This is a genomic window from Streptomyces sp. NPDC087263 (assembly GCF_044744645.1).
GTDB lineage: Bacteria > Actinomycetota > Actinomycetes > Streptomycetales > Streptomycetaceae > Streptomyces.
In genome coordinates this window covers 133,621-154,995 of the sequence record NZ_JBIUYT010000014.1, presented here as the reverse complement: position 1 = coordinate 154,995, position 21,375 = coordinate 133,621, and the positions used below count along the sequence as shown (strand labels likewise).

Annotated in this window: 27 protein-coding genes; 19 read left to right on the top strand and 8 right to left on the bottom strand. The window is 69.4% G+C overall.

Annotated features, from left to right (window positions below):
• Positions 1 to 7: 7 nt before the first annotated feature.
• The 4 genes from ACIPC1_RS36225 to ACIPC1_RS36210 all read right to left on the bottom strand — a co-directional run bounded on the left by ACIPC1_RS36225 (position 8) and on the right by ACIPC1_RS36210 (position 3,637).
• Positions 8 to 241, bottom strand: coding sequence for a hypothetical protein (locus ACIPC1_RS36225; RefSeq protein WP_402525053.1), 234 nt, complete (start codon positions 239 to 241; stop codon positions 8 to 10).
• Between the two features lie 39 nt (positions 242 to 280).
• Entirely contained in the window at positions 281 to 1,507 is a 1,227-nt protein-coding gene (locus ACIPC1_RS36220; RefSeq protein ID WP_402525051.1) for a S1C family serine protease, read from the bottom strand.
• Between the two features lie 265 nt (positions 1,508 to 1,772).
• Positions 1,773 to 2,795 carry a LacI family DNA-binding transcriptional regulator gene (locus tag ACIPC1_RS36215; protein WP_402525048.1) on the bottom strand — a complete coding sequence of 341 codons (1,023 nt, stop codon included), beginning with the start codon at positions 2,793 to 2,795 and terminating at the stop codon, positions 1,773 to 1,775.
• Between the two features lie 23 nt (positions 2,796 to 2,818).
• Positions 2,819 to 3,637, bottom strand: a complete 819-nt coding sequence (locus ACIPC1_RS36210) for a response regulator transcription factor (protein ID WP_402525046.1) — start codon at positions 3,635 to 3,637, stop codon at positions 2,819 to 2,821.
• 255 nt (positions 3,638 to 3,892) lie between these two features.
• Between ACIPC1_RS36210 and ACIPC1_RS36205 the strand changes: the two genes are divergently transcribed.
• The 9 genes from ACIPC1_RS36205 to ACIPC1_RS36165 all read left to right on the top strand — a co-directional run bounded on the left by ACIPC1_RS36205 (position 3,893) and on the right by ACIPC1_RS36165 (position 10,822).
• A complete protein-coding gene (locus ACIPC1_RS36205) occupies positions 3,893 to 4,780 on the top strand; it encodes an alpha/beta hydrolase family protein (RefSeq protein WP_402525044.1) in 888 nt (295 codons plus the stop codon).
• Positions 4,781 to 4,831: 51 nt separating this feature from the next.
• Entirely contained in the window at positions 4,832 to 5,086 is a 255-nt protein-coding gene (locus tag ACIPC1_RS36200) for a MoaD/ThiS family protein (RefSeq protein WP_384380872.1), read from the top strand.
• A gap of 8 nt (positions 5,087 to 5,094) precedes the next feature.
• Positions 5,095 to 6,321: a hypothetical protein gene (locus ACIPC1_RS36195; RefSeq protein WP_402525042.1), complete on the top strand. Its 1,227-nt coding sequence runs from the start codon at positions 5,095 to 5,097 to the stop codon at positions 6,319 to 6,321.
• A 51-nt stretch (positions 6,322 to 6,372) separates the two neighbouring features.
• Positions 6,373 to 7,275 (top strand): maleylpyruvate isomerase family mycothiol-dependent enzyme, encoded by a 903-nt coding sequence (locus ACIPC1_RS36190; RefSeq protein WP_402525040.1) that lies wholly within the window; start codon positions 6,373 to 6,375, stop codon positions 7,273 to 7,275.
• Between the two features lie 331 nt (positions 7,276 to 7,606).
• A complete protein-coding gene (locus ACIPC1_RS36185) occupies positions 7,607 to 8,350 on the top strand; it encodes a DUF2993 domain-containing protein (protein WP_402525038.1) in 744 nt (247 codons plus the stop codon).
• A 478-nt stretch (positions 8,351 to 8,828) separates the two neighbouring features.
• Entirely contained in the window at positions 8,829 to 9,668 is an 840-nt protein-coding gene (locus tag ACIPC1_RS36180; RefSeq protein ID WP_402525036.1) for a sulfurtransferase, read from the top strand.
• 54 nt (positions 9,669 to 9,722) lie between these two features.
• Positions 9,723 to 10,010 (top strand): DUF1416 domain-containing protein, encoded by a 288-nt coding sequence (locus ACIPC1_RS36175; protein ID WP_054232391.1) that lies wholly within the window; start codon positions 9,723 to 9,725, stop codon positions 10,008 to 10,010.
• Between the two features lie 77 nt (positions 10,011 to 10,087).
• Complete coding sequence (locus tag ACIPC1_RS36170; RefSeq protein WP_384380856.1) at positions 10,088 to 10,351, top strand: DUF3099 domain-containing protein; 264 nt, start codon at positions 10,088 to 10,090, stop codon at positions 10,349 to 10,351.
• 87 nt (positions 10,352 to 10,438) lie between these two features.
• Positions 10,439 to 10,822, top strand: a complete 384-nt coding sequence (locus tag ACIPC1_RS36165) for a VOC family protein (RefSeq protein WP_402525034.1) — start codon at positions 10,439 to 10,441, stop codon at positions 10,820 to 10,822.
• On the opposite strand, the gene ACIPC1_RS36160 is transcribed toward ACIPC1_RS36165, so the two are convergent.
• On the bottom strand, positions 10,816 to 11,178 hold the full coding sequence (locus ACIPC1_RS36160) for a DsrE family protein (protein WP_384380849.1): 363 nt from the start codon (positions 11,176 to 11,178) through the stop codon (positions 10,816 to 10,818). The two genes, ACIPC1_RS36165 and ACIPC1_RS36160, sit on opposite strands and share 7 nt — an antisense overlap.
• Before the next feature lie 183 nt (positions 11,179 to 11,361).
• Here ACIPC1_RS36160 and ACIPC1_RS36155 point away from each other — a divergent pair, with 183 nt between their 5' ends.
• The 7 genes from ACIPC1_RS36155 to ACIPC1_RS36125 all read left to right on the top strand — a co-directional run bounded on the left by ACIPC1_RS36155 (position 11,362) and on the right by ACIPC1_RS36125 (position 16,776).
• Positions 11,362 to 12,129, top strand: coding sequence for a hypothetical protein (locus ACIPC1_RS36155; RefSeq protein WP_402525031.1), 768 nt, complete (start codon positions 11,362 to 11,364; stop codon positions 12,127 to 12,129).
• A complete protein-coding gene (locus ACIPC1_RS36150; protein ID WP_402525028.1) occupies positions 12,126 to 13,031 on the top strand; it encodes a hypothetical protein in 906 nt (301 codons plus the stop codon). The genes ACIPC1_RS36155 and ACIPC1_RS36150 overlap by 4 nt, the downstream gene beginning before the upstream one ends.
• Positions 13,028 to 14,017 (top strand): hypothetical protein, encoded by a 990-nt coding sequence (locus tag ACIPC1_RS36145; protein ID WP_402525026.1) that lies wholly within the window; start codon positions 13,028 to 13,030, stop codon positions 14,015 to 14,017. Before ACIPC1_RS36150 ends, ACIPC1_RS36145 begins: the two co-directional genes overlap by 4 nt.
• A gap of 222 nt (positions 14,018 to 14,239) precedes the next feature.
• On the top strand, positions 14,240 to 14,815 hold the full coding sequence (locus tag ACIPC1_RS36140) for an FABP family protein (RefSeq protein WP_402525023.1): 576 nt from the start codon (positions 14,240 to 14,242) through the stop codon (positions 14,813 to 14,815).
• 85 nt (positions 14,816 to 14,900) lie between these two features.
• Positions 14,901 to 15,260 (top strand): response regulator transcription factor, encoded by a 360-nt coding sequence (locus tag ACIPC1_RS36135; protein WP_402525020.1) that lies wholly within the window; start codon positions 14,901 to 14,903, stop codon positions 15,258 to 15,260.
• Between the two features lie 103 nt (positions 15,261 to 15,363).
• On the top strand, positions 15,364 to 15,801 hold the full coding sequence (locus tag ACIPC1_RS36130) for a Fur family transcriptional regulator (protein WP_402525017.1): 438 nt from the start codon (positions 15,364 to 15,366) through the stop codon (positions 15,799 to 15,801).
• Positions 15,802 to 15,810: 9 nt separating this feature from the next.
• Positions 15,811 to 16,776: a YgfZ/GcvT domain-containing protein gene (locus tag ACIPC1_RS36125; protein WP_402525015.1), complete on the top strand. Its 966-nt coding sequence runs from the start codon at positions 15,811 to 15,813 to the stop codon at positions 16,774 to 16,776.
• Positions 16,777 to 16,786: 10 nt separating this feature from the next.
• On the opposite strand, the gene dtd is transcribed toward ACIPC1_RS36125, so the two are convergent.
• Positions 16,787 to 17,212: a D-aminoacyl-tRNA deacylase gene (gene dtd, locus ACIPC1_RS36120; protein ID WP_402525013.1), complete on the bottom strand. Its 426-nt coding sequence runs from the start codon at positions 17,210 to 17,212 to the stop codon at positions 16,787 to 16,789.
• Between the two features lie 217 nt (positions 17,213 to 17,429).
• Between dtd and ACIPC1_RS36115 the strand changes: the two genes are divergently transcribed.
• Positions 17,430 to 18,095 (top strand): AmfC protein, encoded by a 666-nt coding sequence (locus ACIPC1_RS36115; protein ID WP_402525011.1) that lies wholly within the window; start codon positions 17,430 to 17,432, stop codon positions 18,093 to 18,095.
• 224 nt (positions 18,096 to 18,319) lie between these two features.
• Entirely contained in the window at positions 18,320 to 19,573 is a 1,254-nt protein-coding gene (locus ACIPC1_RS36110; protein WP_402525009.1) for a GNAT family N-acetyltransferase, read from the top strand.
• Positions 19,574 to 19,796: 223 nt separating this feature from the next.
• On the opposite strand, the gene ACIPC1_RS36105 is transcribed toward ACIPC1_RS36110, so the two are convergent.
• Complete coding sequence (locus ACIPC1_RS36105; protein ID WP_384380813.1) at positions 19,797 to 19,982, bottom strand: hypothetical protein; 186 nt, start codon at positions 19,980 to 19,982, stop codon at positions 19,797 to 19,799.
• A 216-nt stretch (positions 19,983 to 20,198) separates the two neighbouring features.
• Between ACIPC1_RS36105 and ACIPC1_RS36100 the strand changes: the two genes are divergently transcribed.
• On the top strand, positions 20,199 to 21,122 hold the full coding sequence (locus ACIPC1_RS36100; protein WP_402525006.1) for a winged helix-turn-helix domain-containing protein: 924 nt from the start codon (positions 20,199 to 20,201) through the stop codon (positions 21,120 to 21,122).
• 42 nt (positions 21,123 to 21,164) lie between these two features.
• Here the strand turns inward: ACIPC1_RS36100 and ACIPC1_RS36095 are convergent, their stop codons facing one another.
• Positions 21,165 to 21,353 carry a hypothetical protein gene (locus ACIPC1_RS36095; RefSeq protein WP_365443023.1) on the bottom strand — a complete coding sequence of 63 codons (189 nt, stop codon included), beginning with the start codon at positions 21,351 to 21,353 and terminating at the stop codon, positions 21,165 to 21,167.
• Between the last annotated feature and the right edge of the window lie 22 nt (positions 21,354 to 21,375).

Below are 21,375 nucleotides of genomic sequence, written 5' to 3'. Positions count from 1 at the left end.
CGAGGGATCAGCCTCGTAGGACGGTACGGCGGTGGGCGGGAGTCCGGCGGGACCGCGGGGCGGCAGCCGTGGAGACCTCAGGAGCCCGGTTCACCGGAGCGTGCAGCTCGCGGGCGACCGCGAGGGCCAGGCCGAGACCGGCCGGGTCGTCGCCCGCGACGCTGTGCGAAACCTGCTTGATCGAGAGCTGCTTGGCTGAAGCCTGCGTGGTCTGCTTGATCTGCTTGATCTGCGTGGTCATGTCGAACTCCTTGCTCACTTACGGCCCCGGAGGGGCGTCTCAGCTGCCCGAGCCGCCGGCGCGGAGGGTTGCCAGGTCGGACTTGACGGTGTTGATCGGGATGGCGAAGCCGAGGCCGACGCTGCCCGCGCTCGACGAGCTGGTGGCGTCCGCGGCGGAGTACATCGCGGAGTTGATGCCGATGATGTTGCCGTTCATGTCGATGAGGGCGCCGCCGGAGTTGCCCGGGTTGAGGGACGCGTCCGTCTGGAGCGCCTTGTAGGTCGTCGTGGACGAACCGGTGTCGCCGTTGAACTGCTGGCCGCCGAACTCGAACGGCCACTGGCCGCTGCCGCCGCCCTGCTGTTGCTGCTGCTGGCCCTGGCTCTCGTCCGTGGAGACGGTGACGTCACGGTTCAGAGCGGAGACGATGCCGCTGGTGACGGTGCCGGTCAGGCCCTCGGGGGAGCCGATCGCGACGACCTCGTCGCCGACCTGGACGCCGTCGGAGTCGCCGAGTGTCGCGATCGTCAGACCGGAGGGCGCGTCGTCCAGCTTGATCAGCGCCAGGTCCTTCGCGCTGTCGGTGCCGACGACGCTCGCGGTGTACGACTTGCCGGTGCTCAACTGCACCTTGATCGTGGAGGCACCCGAGACGACGTGATTGTTGGTGATGATCTCGCCGCCGGTCGTGATGATCACGCCGGAACCGGTGGCCTCACCGGCATTCGAGGAGGCGGTGATCTCGACGATGCTCGGGCTGACGGCCTTGGCGACCCCGGCGACGGTGCCCTTGTCGGCGGTCGGCACCACGCTCGTGCTGGTGCTGCTCGACACGGTGTCGTTGCCGGTCAGTTCCTGGATGCCGTACGCGGTGCCGCCCCCGATGGCCGCGGCGACTATCGCGACGGCGGCGAGGAGGGCCAGCGGACCCTTGGCGCGCTTCTTCGAAGTGTGGTGGGTGGTCGGCGCGGGCTCGGCCGTGAGGACGGCGGTGCTCGCCGCGGCCGGCTCGGGGTAGCCGCCGAAGGCGCCCCCGCCCTGGCCGCCGTCGCCGTTCCCGCCGCTGCCACCCTGACCGGAGCCCGGCCATACGGTGGTGCCCGGCTCCACGGTGACGGGCTGTGCCGGCTGGTGCGCCGGCGGGGGCGGCCACTCGGGGTTCACGGGGGAGGAAGCATGCTGCTGCTGGGGGTACGCGGGCTGTTGGCTGCCCTGCACATACCCGGACTCGTCGCCCTGCTGGGGGTGCTCGTACTCGCCGCTGCGGCGGAAGCTCTCGGTCATGTAAAAGAGATTGGCGCCCCATCATGAGAGCTCCCTGAGCGCCCGCTGAGAAGCCCGGCAGAAGCTCGTATGCCCGATATAAAGGCGCAGGGGGCCCGGAAAATCAGGGATCCAGGCCGGCGCGTCCTCAGGTGCGCGGGGACCTGCGCACCCAGCCACAGCGCACCCGCAGTCAAAAACGACCCCAGTGGGAGCTGCCGGCGGTCAAAGATCGACCGCCGCGGCGGGAGTTGCTCGCGGTCAAAGATCGACCGCCCCGGCCGAGCTACTCGCAGCCGCAGGACCGCCGTACCACCAACCGCGACGGGAACAACTTGACCCGCTCGCCCCGCGACCCCGCGACCCGCAGACCCTCGTCGAGTACGAGATCGACCGCCGCGCGGGCCATCGCCGTACGGTCGGTCGCGATCGTCGTCATCGGCGGATCCGTCAGCGCCGCTTCCTTGACGTCGTCGAAGCCGACCACCGCCAGCTCGCCCGGCACGTCGATGCGCAGCTCGCGCGCGGCCCGCAGCACGCCGATCGCCTGGTCGTCGGTGGAGCAGAAGATGGCGGGCGGGCGGTCAGGTCCGGCGAGGAGCTGGAGGCCGACCTGGTAGGCGTCGTAGCGGTTGTAGGGCGCCTCGAAGAGCCGGCCCTCCGTGGGGATCCCGGCGTCCTGCATGGCGCGCCGCCAGCCCTCGACGTGGTCGGAGACCGGGTCGCCGACGGTCGGGGTCTCCGCGATACCGCCGAGACAGGCGACGTAGTCGTAGCCGTGCTCCAGCAGATGGCGGGTGGCGAGCTGGGCGCCGCCGATGTCGTCCGTGACGACCGCGACGTCGTCGATGGCCTCGGGCCGCTCGTGCAGCAGCACCACACGGGCGTCCCAGGCATCGATCTCGGCGGCAGCGTTGTCATTGAGGGCGTGGCTGACGAGGATCAGCCCGGAGACCCGCATGCCGAGGAAGGCGCGCAGGTAGTGGACCTCGCGCTCCGCGATGTAGTCGGAGTTGCCGACAAGGACCATTTTTCCGCGCTCGGCTGCGGCCTGTTCGACCGCGTGCGCCATCTCCCCGAAGAAGGGCTGGCGTGCGTCCGGCACGATCAGGCCTATGAGCTCGGTTTTCCGCGAGGCCATGGCCTGGGCGACCCGGTCGGGCCGGTACCCCAGCTCCTTGATCGCGGCGAGAACGCGCTCGCGCGTGGCCGGGGCAACCGGCCTCGGTCCGTTGTTGATGACATAGCTGACCACGGCGGTGGAAGTACCCGCCAGCCGCGCCACATCATCCCGAGTTACCTTGGCCACGCGCGGAGTCTACGCGGATGGACCTACCCCTGGGCAGGCCGTACGGCTACTTCCTGTGCCGGAGCTGTGGTCTCCGCGGCGTCGACGGCGTCGAGGTGCGCCGTCTCGTCCGCATCCTCCGGCTTTGGCTGGGCCGCCTTGGCCTTCGCCTCGTCCGTGGTGCGCTCCACCTTCTCCGGTGTAACGAATCGATAACCTACGTTCCGGACGGTCCCGATCAGCGACTCGTGCTCGATGCCGAGCTTCGCGCGCAGCCGTCGTACGTGGACGTCGACCGTGCGCGTACCGCCGAAGTAGTCGTAGCCCCAGACCTCCTGGAGCAGCTGGGCGCGTGTGAAGACACGGCCCGGGTGCTGCGCCAGGTACTTGAGGAGCTCGAACTCCTTGAAGGTCAGGTCGAGGACCCGGCCCTTGAGCTTCGCGCTGTACGTCGCCTCGTCCACGGAGAGGTCGCCGTTGCGGATCTCCATCGGGGAGTCGTCGTTGACGATCTGCTGTCGGCCCATGGCCAGTCGCAGCCGGGCCTCGACCTCCGCCGGACCGGCGGTGTCGAGCAGGACGTCGTCGATGCCCCAGTCGGCGGTGACGGCCGCGAGACCGCCCTCCGTCACGACGAGGATCAGTGGACAGCCCGGTCCCGTCGAGCGCAACAGCTGGCAAAGGCTGCGCACTTGGGGAAGATCCCGGCGTCCGTCGATCAGGATGACGTCGGCACCGGGGGTGTCGACGAGGGCGGGGCCTTCCGCCGGGGCCACTCGCACGTTGTGCAGGAGAAGGCCGAGAGCGGGAAGCACCTCCGTCGACGGCTGAAGGGCATTGGTCAGGAGCAGAAGAGAACTCATCGCGCCCCACCTGCCTGGGTCGTCGTCACAAGGTCATGCACGGTTCGCTTGCCCATAACGTCGGTTCCTCCTCGGTCCCTGCGAGGACGTTTGCGGCACTGCTTGTCACACGCGTCTCCCGCGCCCCTGGGAGCCGCTATGCGCTCGTGGCCTCCGTACACCTGCGGTTTCCCGCTTCGTATACAACGGTTACGAATGCACAAAAGGACCCGGGGGCTACTCTGCCCGAGTCCTCTGCCCGTCAGAATAGCCCACATGAGCTCAGGTCCGGCAGGTCAAGTCACGGGATCTTTCCTTCGTCCATCCCTTGAGACGACCCCGCGCACCCCTTTGCGGAAGTTTCTGCGCACGGTCGACGAGATCACGATTGATGCGGCGTACGACCCTGGAACGCGGCCATCCGGTGACCTGGCGATCGTCGTCGCGCACGGTTTCACGGGCGATCTGGACCGCCCGCACGTGCGCCGCGCGGCACACGCGCTGTCCCGGAACGCGGCGGTCGTCACCTTCTCCTTCCGGGGTCACGGCAGATCCGGCGGCCGCTCCACCGTCGGCGACCGCGAGGTCCACGACCTGGCCGCCGTGGTCGCCTGGGCGCGCGAGCTCGGACATAAGCGGGTCGCGACCGTCGGCTTCTCGATGGGCGGCTCCGTGGTACTGCGGCACGCGGCGCTGTACGGGGCGGCGGGGCAGGAGCAGGGGCAGGAGCAGGGGGACGGGCAGGGGCAGGGGGACGGGAGGCGTGCGGAAGCGCGTACGGACGCGGTGGTTTCGGTGAGCGCACCGGCCCGCTGGTACTACCGGGGTACGGCCCCCATGCGGCGCGTGCACTGGCTGGTGACCCGGCCGGTCGGCCGCGCCGTCACCCGCTGCTATCTGCGTACCCGGATCCACGGCCGCGGCTGGAACCCGGTCCCGGCCTCCCCGGTCGAATCGGTCCCCCTGATCGCGCCCACACCCCTGCTGATCGTCCACGGGGACAACGACGGCTACTTCCCCGTCGATCACCCCCGGATGCTGGCCGCGGCGGCCGACGGGCACGCCGAGCTCTGGCTGGAGCGTGGCATGGGTCACGCGGAACACGCGGCCGATGACGAGCTCCTGGCCCGTATCGGGGAATGGGCCGCCGCCCACGCGGGCTAGCCTGATCGTGTTCACAGCGACCGATGACCGACGACCGACCGAGGAAACGTGATGGCAAAGGGCACGGTGCGTTACTGGGCCGCGGCCAAGTCCGCCGCCGGCCTCGCCGAGGAGCCGTACGAGGCCGAGACGCTCGCCGAGGCACTCGACGCGGCCCGCGAGCGACACCCCGGCGAACTCGTCCGCGTGCTGCGGCGATGCTCGTTCCTCATCGACGGTGACCCCGTGGGCACCCGCGGGCATGAGACGGTACGGCTGGCCGAGGGCGGCACGGTCGAGGTGCTCCCGCCGTTCGCAGGAGGGTGACCGAGACGATGAGCAACCAGCCCTACGATCCGCAGTACGAGCCCCCGTACGAGGGCTACGACCCCCACCAGCAGCCCCCGCAGCCCGACTGGCAGCAGCACACCCAGCAGTGGGAGGGGCAGACCTGGGAGACCCAGACCCACGCCCCCGTGGTGTCCGCGCCGGACACCGCGTACCTGCCGCCGCAGGGATACCAGCAGGCGTACGGCACGCCGCAGGGCGACCAGAGACCGTACGGCGTCCCGCAGGGCGACCAGGGACCGTACGGCGTCCCGCAGGGCCAGGGTTACGGGGAGTCGCTGGCGTACGGGTACGGCGCCGCCACACCGGCAGCCCAGCCTCTCCCGCCGGAGGCCGCGGCCGAGGCCGCCCACGGATGGGCCCGTGAACCGCAGCCCCAGCCGCAGGCCGAGGCGTACGCCCCCGCCGCCCAGGACGGCCCCGGCTATGGCCCCCCGACCATCACCGGCAACCCCCGCGTCACCGACGCCCAGCGCGCCCGCGCCGAGGGCCGCTCGCCCATCATCGAACCCGGGATCCAGCCCGCCGGGCTCACCGCGCTGCTAGGGCTGCTGCTCTCCGGTACGGCGGCGATGGGGGAGTACGCCCTCTTCGTGCCCCTCGTAGTGCTGCAAGCCGTCACCGCGGCCGGATGGTTCCGGCTGAACGGGATGTGGCCCGCCCGGCAAGGCATCGCGCTGGCGTTCGCGGGCGCGCTGACCGCCGACGTGGCGTTGCTCGCCGCGGGCCGGGAGAACGCGCCCGCCGCGATCCTCGGCACCCTCGGGGTGTGGGTGCTGCTGACCCTCGTGCTCCAGCTGCGCAGTCACGCCGACGCGGACACGCGGATGTCGGGGCTGATGGCGACCGTCGTCTCGGCGGCGCTGGCGATCATCGCGGCCGGGTATCTCGCGGCCGAGCCGGACGCCGTGTCCGTGGGCGCCGTCGCGGTCGCCGTGGCGGTTGTCGCCCGCGCGCTGCCGCTGCCCACGGCGGCCTCCGTGGTGGTGGCGCTGCTGGCCGCCACCGGCGCCGGAATCGCGGTCGGCGGGATGACGGACGTCGGCACGCAGGGTGCCTTCATCGGCCTCGGCGCGGGCGTCTGCGCGCTGGTCGGCCACCGGGTCGCCAGCTACGACTACCCGTCCCGCTTCGTCCACTTCACCGCGGGCGTGGCCCTTCCGCTGGCCGCCGCGGCCCCGGCCGTCTATCTGCTGGGGCGCGCCTTCGCCTGAACCACCTGACAGCCCGGCGCCCCTCCCGAGTCCCGAGAGGACACCCAACCCATGCACGAGGAACCGTTCACGTCAGCGGGCGACGACCCCTTCAGAGCAGTGGGTGAGGAACCGTTCACGTCAGCGGGTGAGGAACCCTTCACAGCAGTGGGTGAGGGGCTGGGCTTCGAGCGGTACTGCGCCGAGATCGTCACGCAGACCGGACTCCTCGCGGCCGTCCTCCCCGGCGCGGATCTCGCCGCCGAGGTGCCGAGCTGCCCCGGCTGGACCGTCAACCAGTTGGTGCGTCACCTCGGCGGCGGCCAGCGCTGGGCCGAGGAGATCGTCCGCACCCGGGCCGCGCAGCCGCCGCCCGACCTCGACTTCCGTGATCTCTCCCCGTACGTCGGGGAGGACCCGGTGATGCTCGCCGACTGGCTCACCGAGGGCGCCGAGCAGTTCGCGGCGACGCTCCGGGCCGCCGGTCCCGACGCGGACGGGTGGACGCCGCTCCCCAGAGGCCCGCGGGCCCCCTCCTTCTTCGCGCGCCGCATGGCCCATGAGACCGCCCTCCACCGGGCCGACGCGGTCCTGGCGCTCAAGGGCGTCTACACGCTCGCCCCGGAGGTGGCGGCCGACGGCCTCGACGAGTGGATGGAACTGGGCTCGCTGCCCGAGATGCTCGACTTCCACCCGCGACAGCGGGAGCTCCTCGGCCCCGGCCGCACCCTGCGCTTCGAGGCCACCGATGCACGACGGCCGGCCGACGGCGAGGCGTCCTGGCTGGTGGACCTGACCGGCGACGTGCTCGCCTGGCGCCGGTCGGCCGAGCCCGCCGCGGTGACGGTCCGGGGTCCGCTGCTCGAACTCCTGCTGGCCGTCTACCGCCGCCGCTCCGTGACCGACGGCGTCCTGGACGTCGAGGGCGACACGGGACTGCTCGACTTCTGGCTGGATCGGGTGGCGTTCGGCTGAGCCCTGGGCCCAGGACTCAGCGTCCCGAGCCTGAGCCCTGAGCCCTGAGCCTGAGCCCTGAGCCCCGAGCCTGAGCCCCGAGCCTGGGCTCTGCGTCCCGAGTCCCGGGCCCTGGCCGCCGTTCGTGATCTCTGGCCGCTGCTCGCGATCTCTGTGCGTCGGCTGTGAGACCTGGCCGCCGCCCGTTCGTCACAGTTGATCGACAACCGTTCGAAAGGGCCCCCAATCCGGTGGTCCTTCGGAGTTAGGCTCGGCGTTCGGCGGCCACTCGGCCGTTTCGGGGATCGTCACGGATCGTCGGCACCGGGCCGAGGTTGGGGAAACAGCGAGCATGCGTGCACTGCGAATAATCCTGGTCGTCGCCGTCATCCTGGGCGGTCTGTTCGTCATCGCGGACCGGGTGGCGGTCGGATTCGCGGAGGACGAGGCGGCGGGCCGGATCAAGACCACCGAGGGCCTGGCCAGCACCCCCGACGTGTCCATCGAGGGCTTCCCCTTCCTCACCCAGGCCCTTGGCGGCAAGCTCGACGACGTGAAGATCGGCATCAAGGACTACGAGGCGTCGACGAGCGGCGCGAACGACACGGCCGGCACCATCCGCCTCGACGACCTCAACGCCGAGATGCACGGCGTCATCTTCAGCGGCAGCTACAGCACCGCCACCGCCAACACCGCCACCGGCACCGCGACCATCTCGTACGCGGAGCTGCTCAAGGCCGCCGGCTCCGAGACCACGGACGTCACGGCGGGCGTCACCGCCCAGGTCGTCGGCCTCTCCGACGGCGGCAACGGCAAGATCAAGGTTTCCGTCGAGGCGACCGTCTTCGGCACCAAGCTGCCCCAGCCGGTCTCCGTGCTCAGCTCGGTGAGCGTCGAGGGCGACACGGTGAAGGTGCACGCCGACTCCGTGCCGAACCTGGGTGTCGACCTCGCCGAGGACACGGCCCGCTCGGTCACCGACTTCGAGCAGAAGATCGACGACCTGCCCGGCGGCATCCAGCTCGACAAGGTCGAGGCGGCCAAGGGCGGCGTCGACATCTCGGTGAAGGGTTCGGACGTCAGGCTGGTCGGGTAAGAGGGCTCCCGGGCCGGACGCTCCCGGGGGCAGGCCTACGGTCCGAAGAGCGAGACGCCCCGTCCGTCCTGCAGATGGGTGACGGATGCAGCATGCGCACGGGTGCCCGGAAACCGTACGAACATGGCCCCGGCGATCCATCCTTCCCACATCGCGGACGATCGCGTCTCAGTATTCGACACGCCGGTGACATCCCCGGCCGTCCGTCCCTACGATCGTGGACATGCAGTGCAATTTGAGCGTCCTCCGGTCGAGAGGACAGGCGGATTTCACGAAGCGGCGGGCAGTGGACCTGTGCCGCGTCGCCGCCATGCTCTGTCGCACTTTCTGAGCGGAAGCGTCGTTACTTCCGCGAGCCGGGCCTTTTGACCTCTCGTGTCATGGCCACCCCTGCGCCGCCCAGCCGCTATCGGCATGACCGCGCACCCCTCTCCTGAACGCCAACGCCCCGCCGCAACTGCCCCGGAGGAGAACGAGCATGAGCCGCAGTGACGTCCTGGTGGACGCCGACTTCGTCCAGGACCACCTGGACGACCCCAGCGTGGCCATCGTCGAGGTCGACGAGGACACGTCCGCGTACGAGAAGAACCACATCAAGAACGCCATCCGGATCGACTGGACGAAGGACCTCCAGGACCCGGTCCGCCGTGACTTCATCGACCAGGAGGGCTTCGAGAAGCTCCTGTCGGCGAAGGGCATCGGCAACGACACCCTCGTCGTGCTCTACGGCGGCAACAACAACTGGTTCGCGTCGTACGCCTACTGGTACTTCAAGCTGTACGGCCACGAGAACGTGAAGCTTCTCGACGGCGGCCGCAAGAAGTGGGAGCTCGACTCCCGCGACCTGGTCGTCGAGGTGCCCGAGCGCGCCGCGACCGACTACAAGGCCAAGGCCCAGAACACCGCGATCCGCGCCTTCCGCGACGACGTCGTGGCGGCCATCGGTTCGCAGAACCTCGTCGACGTGCGTTCGCCCGACGAGTTCAGCGGCAAGCTGCTCGCGCCGGCCCACCTGCCGCAGGAGCAGTCGCAGCGTCCGGGCCACGTCCCGTCCGCGCGCAACATCCCGTGGTCGAAGAACGCCAACGACGACGGCACCTTCAAGTCGGACGACGAGCTCAAGGAGCTCTACGCCGAGGAGCAGGTCGACCTGGCCAAGGACACCATCGCGTACTGCCGCATCGGTGAGCGTTCCGCGCTCACCTGGTTCGTGCTGCACGAGCTCCTCGGTGTCGAGAACGTCAAGAACTACGACGGTTCCTGGACCGAGTACGGCTCCCTCGTCGGTGTGCCGATCGAGCTCGGCGCCAACAAGTAATTCGGCAAGTACGGCAAGAACGGCAAGTCAAGGCCTGAAGGACGGAAACGAAATATGTGTGGAGCGAAGGCCGGCGGTCCCGACGCCTCGACGATCAAGCCCGGTGAGACCACGATCCAGGGCCAGGTGACCCGCGACGGCGAGCCCGTCACCGGTTACGTCCGCCTCCTGGACTCGACGGGTGAGTTCACCGCGGAGGTCCCGACCTCCGCGACGGGCCAGTTCCGCTTCTACGCGGCGGAGGGCACCTGGACCGTACGAGCCCTGGTCCCGGGAGGCACCGCGGACCGCACGGTCGTCGCCCAGACGGGCGGCCTCGCCGAGGTCGCCATCGCCGTCTGACACCGGCAGCAACTGAAGGGCCGTACTCCGGGCGCCGGGGTACGGCTCTTCGCCGTGCCCGGGCCTACCCTGGACGTATGTACGCACGACGGCGGCGCGTCTACTTCGCCATGATGGGGACGTGCATCGGGCTGTTCGTCCTGGCCTGGGGAGTCGTACGTCTCTGGTCGGTCCCGGTGGCGGTCGGCATGTGCGTCGTGGCCATGGTCATCCCGCCGGTCGCCGCGATGGCCGCCAACCGGCGCGGCCCGGACGACCGGTGGTGGGACGACCCCTCCGGCGACCCCAAGTCCGACGACTGGTGGGACGAGCTGGACGGGAAGAAACGGCGGCGGCCGTAGGGGCGGGGCCTGTCCATCGGCCACCCGGCTATCCGGCCATCGGCTATCGGTGATCTGTTATCGGTCATCTGTCATACGGGGGTACGTGTGAGCGTGAGGCTGTCGACCGTCGCCTTCGAGGCACCCGACGCGCATGCGATCGCCGGGTTCTACCTGCGGCTCCTGGGCTATGTGGTCCGCGCGGAGGAGCCCGACTGGATGCTGATCGGCCCACCGGAGGGCGGTACCGCGCTCGCGTTCGAGACCTCGCGCGGCTACGTCCCGCCGGTCTGGCCCGCGGGCCCCGGCGACCAGCGCATGATGCTCCACCTCGACATCGAGGTGGACGATCTGGCCGCGGAGACGGCGCGGGCCCTCTCCGAGGGCGCCAGGCTCGCCGACCATCAGCCGCAGGAGGACGTACGCGTCTTCCTCGACCCTGCGGGGCATCCGTTCTGCCTCTGGGTGAGGGAGCAGCCCGCGCCTCAGTAGACGAGCGCCTGCGTCTCCTCCGCCATCGCCTCCTGCACGAACACCTGCGCGCCCGCGATCCGTACGCCGTCGATGACGTCCTTCTCCGAGATGTCCCGCCGGGCCGCGCACTGTGTGCACAGGGTGATGCGGCCGGCCGCCAGGATCGAGTCGATCAGATCGGGCAGCGGCGCCGCGTGCGGCAGCTCGAACTCGGCGGCGCGGCCCGGCAGCGCGAACCACGCTGACTCGCCGGTCAGCCACAGGGACACCTCGACACCACTGGCCACGGCCACCGCCGCGACCGTGAACGCCTGCGAGCACCGCTCGGGGGCGTCGGCCCCCGCCGTCACCTTGATCACGAGCTTCTTCGCCATGCCCGAATGGTAGTCGGGTGGTACTCCGAATCGTGATCAACTTCCGTGCAACCCAAGGTATGGACCATCAGTCTCCTGTGAGCGCGGATATGGAATCCGTGCTTCGCCTTCGTGGGGGACGTTGTGGAAGTACCCGAAGTACCCGAAATACCCGAAGAATCGGGGGTGTCCGAGGTGCCTGGAGTGCCCGAGACACCCGAGACACCCGAGACAGTTGATATATCCGAGACATCCGAGACATCAGAAGTCGTGCCCGTCCCCGGGCGGCGCCGACGCGGTCGTACGACCCTGTTGATCGCCACCGCTGCTGTGCTCGGCCTCGTCGCCGGTACCTGCGCGGGTTTCCTGGTCCAGGCCGACCGCGAGCCCACCAAGCTGCCGTCGCTCTCGCAGCCGGTGCTGGCGCAGGCCAAGGGCGAGGGGCCCGAGCCTCTGTCGGCCGCGCAGGACTGGAAGGTGAAGACCGACGGCGACCTGCGCAAGCTGCTGCTCACGAAGCCGAAGGGGGCGAAGGACGCGGAAGCCGGTGACGACGGCTGGTTGACCATGGCCGACTACGCGGACCAGTTGCTGAGGTCGGGCGAGATGTTCAGCGACCTCGCTAGTGCCGAGTTCCGGCGTGCGGTCGCCACCGGCTGGGACGTGGGCAGCACGTACAGCGTCGAGATCCGGCTCGTGCAGTACCGCCAGGAGCAGAGCCTCGCCGCGGCGGACAGAACCGGCTTCTGGAACGTGGACGGCGCCAGTGAGTGGCCCGTCCCCGGCACGGGCGACGGGATGGCCTACGTCACCAACAAGCCCAAGATCGACCCCGGCTATCTGCCGTTGTACAGCGCGGAGGCGCACGCCTGGCGCGGTGACATCGCCATGGAGATCTGGGTCTACGACAGCAAGCCGATCCCCAAGGCGAAGATCATGGACCTGGCCGAGCGGCAGATGGAGCGGCTGTGAGCGAGCAACCAACGACTGTGGAGCCGGTGGACTCGGTAGAGCCCCTGGAGCCCCTGGAGCCTGCGGGATCCGATGCGGGTTCCAATGCGGAAGCCGCTGCTGTATCCGATGCGGAAGCCGCTGCTGTATCCGCGCCCGCGAAGAAGCCTGTACGCCGTGGCCGCATCGCCGCCATCGCCGGTTCCGTTCTTCTGGCCGGTGCCGTCGTCGGCGGTGCCGGCTACACCGTCGTGACCGTCCAGGAAGCCGACCGTGATGCGGGCGCCCCCACCTGGAAGTTCCCGGAGGCCGCGAAGGACGACGCCAGGACGGCGAAGGCCGCCTCCGGGCTCGCCGCCATGCTCGTGCCGTACGACGACGTCAGCTGGAGTCGAGGCCCGGACATCGCCGAGTTCGGCGCGGACGTCTCCCTCAGCGGAGGCCAGGCCACCGCCCTGCGCAAGGAGTCGCTCCGCGACCTGCCCCGTTCTCAGCGGCGGGAGCTGGAGAAGCAGATCGACAAAGAGCCCACCAAGGGCATGGTGATGCGCAGCTATCTGAACGCGGAGAGCGCGACCGACTCCGTGCTCGCCGGCGACAGTGCCTACACCGTGAGCATCGTGCTGGCCCAGATGGAGGACCAGGCGACGGTCCGGGACATGTCGACGTTCCAGAACGACTTCCTCGACGCCCTCGACATCTTCCGCAAGGGACCCGAGATCGAGGGCCACAAGAACGCCCAGTGCTTCCTTCCGCCCAAGGAGGCCGACGAGGAGCTCGACATGATGCTCTGCTCCGCCTACGAGGGTGACGTGCTGGTCAGCGCCACCGCGTACGGGGTCAAGCCACTGGACACCAAGGGGGTTGCGGTGCTGCTGCGTACACAGCTCGACCGCATCACGGAGCCGGGGGAGGCGGTATGACGACCGAGCAGGAGCAGAGTGAACAGGCGGCTAGGCGGAGCGAGCAGGTCGAGCCGCCGACATCGGTAGAGCAGCCGACGCCGGTCGAGGATCAGTCGTCGGTTGAGGATCAGCCGTCGGTTGAGGATCAGCCGTCGGTCGAGGATCAGCCGTCGGTCGAGGCGCAGGCTCCCCTGCCGCCGATGCCCGAGGCGCCCCCCGTCACCTCGCCCCCCGTGAAGAAGGACCGCCGAGTCCTTCGCGCCGTCCTGCGCTGGACCGCCGCCGTCGTGGTCTTCGCGTCCGTCGGTACGTCGGCGGCGTACGGCATCACGCGGATGGAGCGGACCGACGTGCCGGGGCTGGCGACCGAGGCGGACGGGCGCTGGGAGTACCCGACGATCAGCAAGCCGCCGCTGCCCACCGGCAGCCCGGGGCCGTTCGCCGAGGTGAACACGGCCGGCGCGCACTACGCCGACCTGCGAAAGCTCGTACTCCCGGCTCCGAAGGGCGCGAAGGCCGACGCGGCGCTGCGCGGCGAGGACGGCTGGCTGGCGACGAAGACCTTCCTGGCGGAGTACGCCACGGAGTACGACCGGGAGACCGTCGGGCAGCTGCTGACCGACTACGGGCTGCGGCACATCGCGGCGCGCGGCTGGACCACGCCGGACGGTACGCACACGCGGATCTACCTGCTGCAGTTCGGCACCGCGGCCGTCGCCGACGACTTGGTTTCCAGCGAGTTGGTCAGCTACGACACCCCGATTCACGCGGCGCGTGGCACCGAGGCGGTCACCACGTACACGGAGTTCTCCGAAGACGCCACGGTCGAGGACGTCACGCGGTACTCGTACGTGGAGACCAAGCCCTACGGCCCCGAGCAGGTCCGGCAGGCGTACCTCTCGGCTGCGGACACCATCGCCGTGGTGCTGCAGTCCCGCAAGGGCACCGCGAAGGCCCTGCCGTTCGAGCAGACGGTGGTTCTGCAGAGCCAGCTGCTCGACTGAGCCGCCAGGATGCACCTCGCAGAGAACGCCGGGCCCCACCCGACTAGAGTGGGGCCCGGCCCTGTACCGCCTTCACCGTGTCACCCGAGGAGCACCCCGTGCTTGAGGCATTCTTCGAAGCCCTGCTCGCCCTTGTCTGCGTCGGCGTCCTCGCCTTCGCGGGGCTGACCGCGAAGAAGCTGTACCAGGGCCAGCGCTGACCACCACGAAGAAAAGCTGCTCATGATCGAGATTCCGTCCGACCTGCACAAGGACCTGCTCCCGCTTGCCTTCCTGCTCGGCAACTGGGCAGGCGCGGGTGTCCACGACTTCCCCGGCTCCGAGAAGTGCAACTTCGGGCAGGAGGTCACCTTCACCCATGACGGGCGTGACTTCCTGGAGTACCACTCGCACACCTGGGTGCTCGACGCCGACGGGAACAAGGTCAGGCCCCTGGAGTCCGAGTTCGGCTTCTGGCGGATCGACCCCAGCCGCAAGGTCGAGGTCGTCATGACCCGCGACGACGGTGTCGTCGAGATCTGGTACGGCGACCTGGCCGCCAAGCAGCCGCAGATCGACCTGGTCACGGATGCCGTGGCGCGCACGGCCGCGGCGGGCCCGTACACCGGTGGCAAGCGGCTGTACGGGTACGTGAAGAGCGACCTCATGTGGGTCGGCGAGAAGCAGACCCCCGAGGTCGAGCTGCGCCCCTACCTGTCCGCGCACCTGAAGAAGGTCGTCACCCCGGAGGACGTCGAGCGCTGGGCCAAGGCCCTCCCGGACGACATGCCGGACGACGGCATCGCCTTCTTCAAGTAGGCCTCCGAGGCTGCCGACCGGTGGTCTTAAGCATCACAAAGACGAACTTCACACTGTTCTGATCCGGGCCGGTCACTCTGCTGGTGTGACCGGCCCCACCGTTGTTTCCCGCAGTACCCACGGCGCTCACAGCGCCCCCAGTGCCCCCAGCTCCAAGGTGCTCGTCGTCGACGACGAGTACGGCGTCCGCGAGCAGCTCACGGAAACGTTCCGCCTGGCCGGCTTCGACGTCACCGCCGTCGCCAGTGGTGTCGCCGCGCTGAACACCGCGTACGCCGAGCCGCCCGACCTCGTCGTCCTCGACGTCCGCCTGCCGGACTTCGACAGTCTGGAAGTCGCCCGCATCCTGCGCGACGACGGCCTCGACGTCCCGGTGGTCTTCCTCCCCAAGCCCTTCGTCCTCGAGAACATCGTCACGCGCGTACGGCAGATCCTGACGCCCTAGGTGCCTGTCCGGCGGCTCATGTCGAAGACGCAGATTCCGCACCGCAGGTATCCTCCAACCTGCTCCGCCGGACAGACCCTGGACCCGGCCTACACTGGGCGGCGTGGTGAGCACCGACTGGAAGAGCGATCTGCGGCAGCGCGGTTACCGGCTGACTCCGCAGCGGCAACTTGTGCTCGAAGCGGTGGACGCGCTGGAGCACGCCACCCCGGACGACATCCTGGTCGAAGTACGCAGAACGGCCTCGGGTGTGAACATCTCGACGGTCTACCGGACACTGGAGCTCCTCGAGGAGCTCGGCCTGGTCAGCCACGCGCACCTCGGGCACGGCGCGCCGACGTACCATCTGGCCGACCGCCACCACCACATCCACCTGGTGTGCCGGGTGTGCAAGAACGTCATCGAGGCCGACACCAAGATCGCCGCCGAGTTCACCGCGAAGCTCCGCGAGACCTTCGGCTTCGAGACGGACATGAAGCACTTCGCGATCTTCGGTCTCTGCAAGGACTGCTCGCTCAAGAATTCAACTACCAAGTCGTAGGCTAGGCATATGAAGAGCCCTCTGCTGTCCCTGCCCGGCGCCGTCTCCGCCGAGGGTGTGGACGAAGGCGTCGCCGCCCACTACGGAGACCTGTTCCGCGAGCAGCGTGCCCTCGCCGACGGCGCCGGCTTCGTGGACCTCTCGCACCGCGGTGTCGTCACGGTCACCGGAGACGACCGGCTCACCTGGCTGCACCTGCTGCTCACCCAGCATGTGACGGACCTCCCGGCGGGCCTGGCCACCGAAGCGCTGATCCTCTCCGCGCACGGCCACATCGAGCACGCGCTGTACCTCGTCGACGACGGCACCACGACCTGGATCCACGTGGAGCCCGACAGCCAGGACGCGCTGATCGCGTACCTGGAGTCGATGAAGTTCTTCTACCGCGTCGAAGTCGCCGACCGGACGGCCGAGTTCGCGCTCGTGCACCTGCCGGCGGGATCGATCGCCGAGGTCCCGGAGGGCGTCGTCGTACGCGAGACGCCGTACGGACGTGATCTCTTCCTCCCGCGTACGGAACTGGAGTCGTATGCGGAGAAGAGCGGCCCCGCGGCCGGGCTCCTCGCGTACGAGGCCCTGCGCGTCGAGGGCCACCGGCCCCGCCTCGGCTTCGAGACCGACCACCGCACCATCCCGCACGAGCTGGGCTGGATCGACAGTGCGGTACATCTGCAGAAGGGCTGCTACCGGGGGCAGGAGACCGTCGCCCGGGTGCAGAACCTGGGCAAGCCCCCGCGCCGGCTCGTCTTCCTCCACCTCGACGGCACCGAGGTCCTTCTCCCGCCGCCCGGCACGGAGTTGCGCCGCGCGGACGAGGGCCCCGACGGCCGCAAGATCGGCGTCATCACCACCTCCGTACGCCACCACGAGCTGGGCCCGATCGCCCTGGCGGTCATCAAGCGGAACGTGCCGCTGGACGCGCCGCTCCTCGCGGACACGACGGCGGCGGCGCAGGAGGTCGTGGTCGAGCCGTAGTGGACAGGCCCTAGATCTCGACGAGGACGGTGAACGGGCCGTCGTTCGTCAGTGAGACGCGCATCTGCGCGCCGAACCGGCCCGTGGCCACCGTCGCGCCCAGGGCGCGGAGTTGGGCGACCACCTCGTCGACCAGGGGCTCGGCGACATCGCCGGGGGCGGCCGCGTTCCAGGTGGGGCGGCGGCCCTTGCGCGCGTCGCCGTACAGCGTGAACTGGCTGATGACCAGCAGCGGCGCGTCGACGTCCGAGCAGGACCGCTCCTCGCTCAGCATGCGAACCGACCAGAGTTTGCGGGCGAGTTGGGCCGCCTTCTCCTTGGTGTCGTCGTGAGTGACCCCGACGAGGACACACAGCCCCTCGCCACTGATCTCGCCGACCGTCTCGCCCTCGACGACGACGCTCGCGCCGTCCACTCTCTGCACCACCGCACGCATACGGACCATCATGCCGTGCGCGCGGACGGGGGCTCGGTGCGGGCCCTTCGTGTGATTTCCCGGTTCGCCAAACCCCCATCCGGGGCCGATCGGGGGCACTCGGTCACATAGCGACCACTCGGGGTGGCACCATGCGGGGTGTTGCGGTGCATTCATGGGCGCATTCATGGCGCATGCATGGGACGGACCGCGCCGGTCGAGGGGACGGTAGAGGCACATGAGCACACCGATCAGTGGGCAGCCGCCCGGGGTCGTGTCACTGATCCGTACGAGCCCACGAGCGGGACGGACAGCACAGGTGGCGGGAATGACGGTCCGGCCGCCGGTGCAGCGCACCGACAGCCCGCTGTCCCCTGAGGGTCCTCGGCACGACCTGGCCGTGCTGCGGCTGCCCGAGCTGCGCGTGCTGCGCCGGGACGCCCAGCGGGACGAGGCCGACCTCAGCTATGTGCGGCGGCTGCTCCAGGGGCGCATCGACATCCTGCGGGCCGAGCTGGCGCGCCGCGGGGGACTGCGGGCACCCGGCACGGGGCAGCCGCGGGTGGTCGGTTCCGGGGAGCTGTCGGTCATCGAGCGGCTCTCGGAGATCCTCACGGACGCGCCCGCCCGGCACCGTTCCTCGGCCCGTCACGTGACCGTGGGCACGCCGCACGGCGAGGAGTACCGGCGACTGGCCTCGGACATGCTCTCCGAGGTGGAACTGTCCGACCTCGACGCCCGTACGGACGAAGAGCTGGGCACGGGAATGGGACGGCTCGTACGGTACGAGCAGCAGGTCTCCCGGCGCCGTCAGCAGCTCCAGCGCACCGCCGACGAGTGCAGCGCGGAGATCGCCCGCAGATACCGCGAGGGCGAAGCGCAGATCGACGACCTGCTCGTGTGACGGGGCCCGTCCGTAAAATTTGCCCGAGCCGGAGAGAGAGTTTTTCGTCCCCGGCCGCTCCCGCTGCATCGGTTTCAGCCCGTCCGGCGTTTGAGAACGAGCGCGACAGCGCGACAGCGGGTTCCTGGGGGGCTGCCGCCCCCAGGAACAAGGGACGGGCAGGGGCGGAGGGGGCGAGAAAAATCCCCGCGACACCCCCACCCCCGTACACCTAGCGTGGCCTCATGACTGACCGCGACGCCATCGATGTACGAGCGATCACCGAGGCCGAGATACCGGTCTGGATCCGCGCGCTGAACACGGGCTTCCTGCGCTCGCCCGCGGTGGCGGAGGCGGAGATCCGGGACCGGAGTTCGTACATCCTCCCGGAGCGCACCCTCGCCGCGTTCGACGCCGGCCGCTGCGTCGCGACCTTCAGATCGTTCCCGCAGGAGCTCACCGCGGTGGGCGGCACCCCCCTCCCGGCGGACGCGATCTCGAACGTCACCGTCACCGCCACCCACCGCCGTCGAGGCCTCCTCACCCGCATGATGGCGACGGATCTCGCGGCGGCGAAGGAGCGGGGCGACGTGGTGGCGACCCTGATCGCCGCCGAGTACCCGATCTACGGCCGGTACGGCTTCGGCCCCGCCACCTCCACCGCCGAGTGGACCATCGAGGTACCCAGGACAGGCCTGGACCGGCGCTGGTCGGGCCCGGCCGACGGCGGCCGTATCGACCTCGTCGACGCCGAGGACGTCCGCAAGACCGGCCCCGAACTGCACGAACGGCTCAGGCGCGCGCAGCCCGGCGCGGTCAGCCGCGACGAGCGCTGGTGGCAGATCAACACCGGTGTGCTGCAACTGGACAGCTCGGCGTGGACGGAACCGTTCTACGCCGTGTACCGCTCGGCGGCCGGCGAGGTCGAGGGTCTCGTCTCGTACGAGTCGGACGACACCTGGCACGACAAGCAGCCGCACAACACGGTGGACGTGAACTGGCTGATCGCGGTGACGCCGACGGCGGAGCGCGCCCTGTGGCAGTACCTCTGCTCGATCGACTGGATCACCAAGGTCAAGACGGGCTGGCGGGCCCCGGACGACCTGCTGCCGCAGTTCCTGCCCGACCCGCGGGCCGCCCGCATCACCACACAGTCGGACTGGCTGTGGGTGCGGATCCTGGATGTCGTACGGGCTCTGGAGGCGCGTACGTACGGGGGTACGGGGACGCTGGTGCTGGAGGTGACCGACCGGGACGGGCTGTCGGCCGGGCGGTACCGGCTGGACGCCGGGCCGGACGGGGCGTCCTGTGCGCCGACCACACAGGATGCCGAACTCACGCTGGATGTGAGCGAGTTGGCGAGTCTGTGGCTGGGAGACGAGTCGGCGGTGCGGCTCGTGGCGCTGGGCCGGATCCGGGAAGAACGAGCGGGCGCCGGCTCGGTGGCCGACGCCCTGCTGCGAACGTCCAGGCGACCGTGGTGCCCGGACATCTTCTGAACCTGTTGAACCTGTTGAACCAGTAGAACTGGTTGTTGAATCCGTTGAACCAGTGCGGCCGTGCTCTTCTGCGGGCTCCTTCCCTGCCGTGGTGGCCGTTGATCCGTAGCTTGTAGCGAGTAGCTATTCAGTTGTGGTGGTGGGTGGTGCTGACTGACCGAGCTTCCGGCTCCCCTCCAGGGGGAAGCCCGGTCAGCCGGACTGTCCGGACGGTGGCGCCCGATCAGCCGGACTGGGCGAGCAGCATCACGATGATCACAGCTCCGATGCCGCTGAGCATGGTGTTCTTGGCCTTGATGCCGATGGTCAGCGCGACGAACGCGATGATTCCCATCGGCCCGTACTTCCACTGGATGAGCTGTTCGAATCCGATGGCGAGGGCGGCGATTACGAGGGCGACGAGCGGCATGACGGTCCCTCCTTGGGGACGGGGAGGCGAACCTCGGCTGAGAACCGCTGGGAACCGTCCACCTGGTCGACGCTTGCGACCCTGGCGGCCAACCCCCTGGAAGTTTGACCATGTTGCTTAAGTTGGTGACCAACTTATCCATAGTTATCTCCACGTTGGGTCGACTCATAACCACCTATCCCGTAACTGCCAAAAGATGGCGGGAAGTTGTAGGGTTTGGTTGTGGACCCGGAACACGCCACCGTCAATGGGCGAGACAGGTCACCACGGCCACTGGCATCGCATCGCGAGGTGGCCGACGAGCTGCGCAGCCGGATCAGGTCCGGTCAGCTGCGGGCCGGCCAGCGCATGCCCACCCAGGCCAAGCTGGCGGACGAGTTCGGCGTCGAGCGTGGGGCGGTACGGCAGGCGCTGCGGATCCTGCAGTCGGAGCGACTGCTCGTCAACTTCTCCAAAGGGAGCCCGGCGACCGTCGCGGACGACCTGGGAAGGGCTCTGACCGGGCCCGGAGCTCCGCCGCAGCCCACCACGGTGGCACTCGGCGCGAGGATAACGGAGGCCTTCGCGGCCCCTCATGTGGAGATCGACGCGCTGTGCCTGACATCGATCTCACTCACCCTCGCCATGGGCGAGCCGCTCCGTCAGATCCACGCCGAGCGAATAAAACCGGCCAGGATCGACGTCCGGGTTCTGCTGCCCAGCAGCGACATACCGCTCGCCTTCCCGACTCCGGTGGATGCGTCGGCCGACGGCGGGATCGGCGACGACCGGCTCCAGCGCAACTGGCTGGCCAACCGCAACGCCCAGGGTCAGGTCCTGCGCCACAACCTGTTCGCGCTGCGTGCCACGCACGGCATCGAGGTCAATGTCACCTTCCGCGCGCTCCCCTTCACGCCGCCCGTGAAGCTGTATCTGCTCAACGGGTCCGAGGCGCTCTTCGCGTACTACACCCTCGCCAAGCGCGAGGAGGAGATCGACCATGTGCACCTGGAGATGTACGACGTCCAGGGCACCCAGTCCATGCTGTTCCCCTTCATGCAGGGGGCCGGGCTGCGGGACACGACCTTCGTCGAGCAGTCCCACCTGTGGTTCAACGCGCTGTGGGAGACCATCAGCTCGGAGCTGCTGCTCACGAGCTGAGGCCTCCTGGGCGGGGGGTTGTCCGGAGCGGATTCATGCGGCTCAGAGGGCGGGGCCCGTGACCATCAGGGCCAGGACGACCGCCCCGATCGAGCTGCAGGTGGGGCTTTTCGCCTTGATCCCGATGGTGAGCAGCAGCAGTCCGACGATGCCCGTGGGGCCGTAGTGCCATTGGACGAGCTGCTCGAAGCCGACGACGAAGACGGCGGAGAGGAGGGCGATGACAGGCATGGTGGTTCCTCCTGCTTCTGGG

Excerpts from the sequence above, each read along its gene's own strand:
- ACIPC1_RS36225 (WP_402525053.1), bottom strand. The coding sequence starts at position 241 with ATGACCACGCAGATCAAGCAGATCAAGCAGACCACGCAGGCTTCAGCC.
- dtd (WP_402525013.1), bottom strand. The coding sequence starts at position 17,212 with ATGCGTGCGGTGGTGCAGAGAGTGGACGGCGCGAGCGTCGTCGTCGAG.
- ACIPC1_RS36220 (WP_402525051.1), bottom strand. The coding sequence starts at position 1,507 with ATGACCGAGAGCTTCCGCCGCAGCGGCGAGTACGAGCACCCCCAGCAG.
- ACIPC1_RS36145 (WP_402525026.1), top strand. The coding sequence starts at position 13,028 with ATGACGACCGAGCAGGAGCAGAGTGAACAGGCGGCTAGGCGGAGCGAG.
- ACIPC1_RS36095 (WP_365443023.1), bottom strand. The coding sequence starts at position 21,353 with ATGCCTGTCATCGCCCTCCTCTCCGCCGTCTTCGTCGTCGGCTTCGAG.
- ACIPC1_RS36185 (WP_402525038.1), top strand. The coding sequence starts at position 7,607 with ATGCGTGCACTGCGAATAATCCTGGTCGTCGCCGTCATCCTGGGCGGT.
- ACIPC1_RS36200 (WP_384380872.1), top strand. The coding sequence starts at position 4,832 with ATGGCAAAGGGCACGGTGCGTTACTGGGCCGCGGCCAAGTCCGCCGCC.
- ACIPC1_RS36205 (WP_402525044.1), top strand. The coding sequence starts at position 3,893 with ATGAGCTCAGGTCCGGCAGGTCAAGTCACGGGATCTTTCCTTCGTCCA.
- ACIPC1_RS36160 (WP_384380849.1), bottom strand. The coding sequence starts at position 11,178 with ATGGCGAAGAAGCTCGTGATCAAGGTGACGGCGGGGGCCGACGCCCCC.
- ACIPC1_RS36110 (WP_402525009.1), top strand. The coding sequence starts at position 18,320 with ATGACTGACCGCGACGCCATCGATGTACGAGCGATCACCGAGGCCGAG.
- ACIPC1_RS36115 (WP_402525011.1), top strand. The coding sequence starts at position 17,430 with ATGAGCACACCGATCAGTGGGCAGCCGCCCGGGGTCGTGTCACTGATC.
- ACIPC1_RS36175 (WP_054232391.1), top strand. The coding sequence starts at position 9,723 with ATGTGTGGAGCGAAGGCCGGCGGTCCCGACGCCTCGACGATCAAGCCC.
- ACIPC1_RS36105 (WP_384380813.1), bottom strand. The coding sequence starts at position 19,982 with ATGCCGCTCGTCGCCCTCGTAATCGCCGCCCTCGCCATCGGATTCGAA.
- ACIPC1_RS36190 (WP_402525040.1), top strand. The coding sequence starts at position 6,373 with ATGCACGAGGAACCGTTCACGTCAGCGGGCGACGACCCCTTCAGAGCA.
- ACIPC1_RS36170 (WP_384380856.1), top strand. The coding sequence starts at position 10,088 with ATGTACGCACGACGGCGGCGCGTCTACTTCGCCATGATGGGGACGTGC.
- ACIPC1_RS36125 (WP_402525015.1), top strand. The coding sequence starts at position 15,811 with ATGAAGAGCCCTCTGCTGTCCCTGCCCGGCGCCGTCTCCGCCGAGGGT.
- ACIPC1_RS36140 (WP_402525023.1), top strand. The coding sequence starts at position 14,240 with ATGATCGAGATTCCGTCCGACCTGCACAAGGACCTGCTCCCGCTTGCC.
- ACIPC1_RS36180 (WP_402525036.1), top strand. The coding sequence starts at position 8,829 with ATGAGCCGCAGTGACGTCCTGGTGGACGCCGACTTCGTCCAGGACCAC.
- ACIPC1_RS36210 (WP_402525046.1), bottom strand. The coding sequence starts at position 3,637 with ATGAGTTCTCTTCTGCTCCTGACCAATGCCCTTCAGCCGTCGACGGAG.
- ACIPC1_RS36195 (WP_402525042.1), top strand. The coding sequence starts at position 5,095 with ATGAGCAACCAGCCCTACGATCCGCAGTACGAGCCCCCGTACGAGGGC.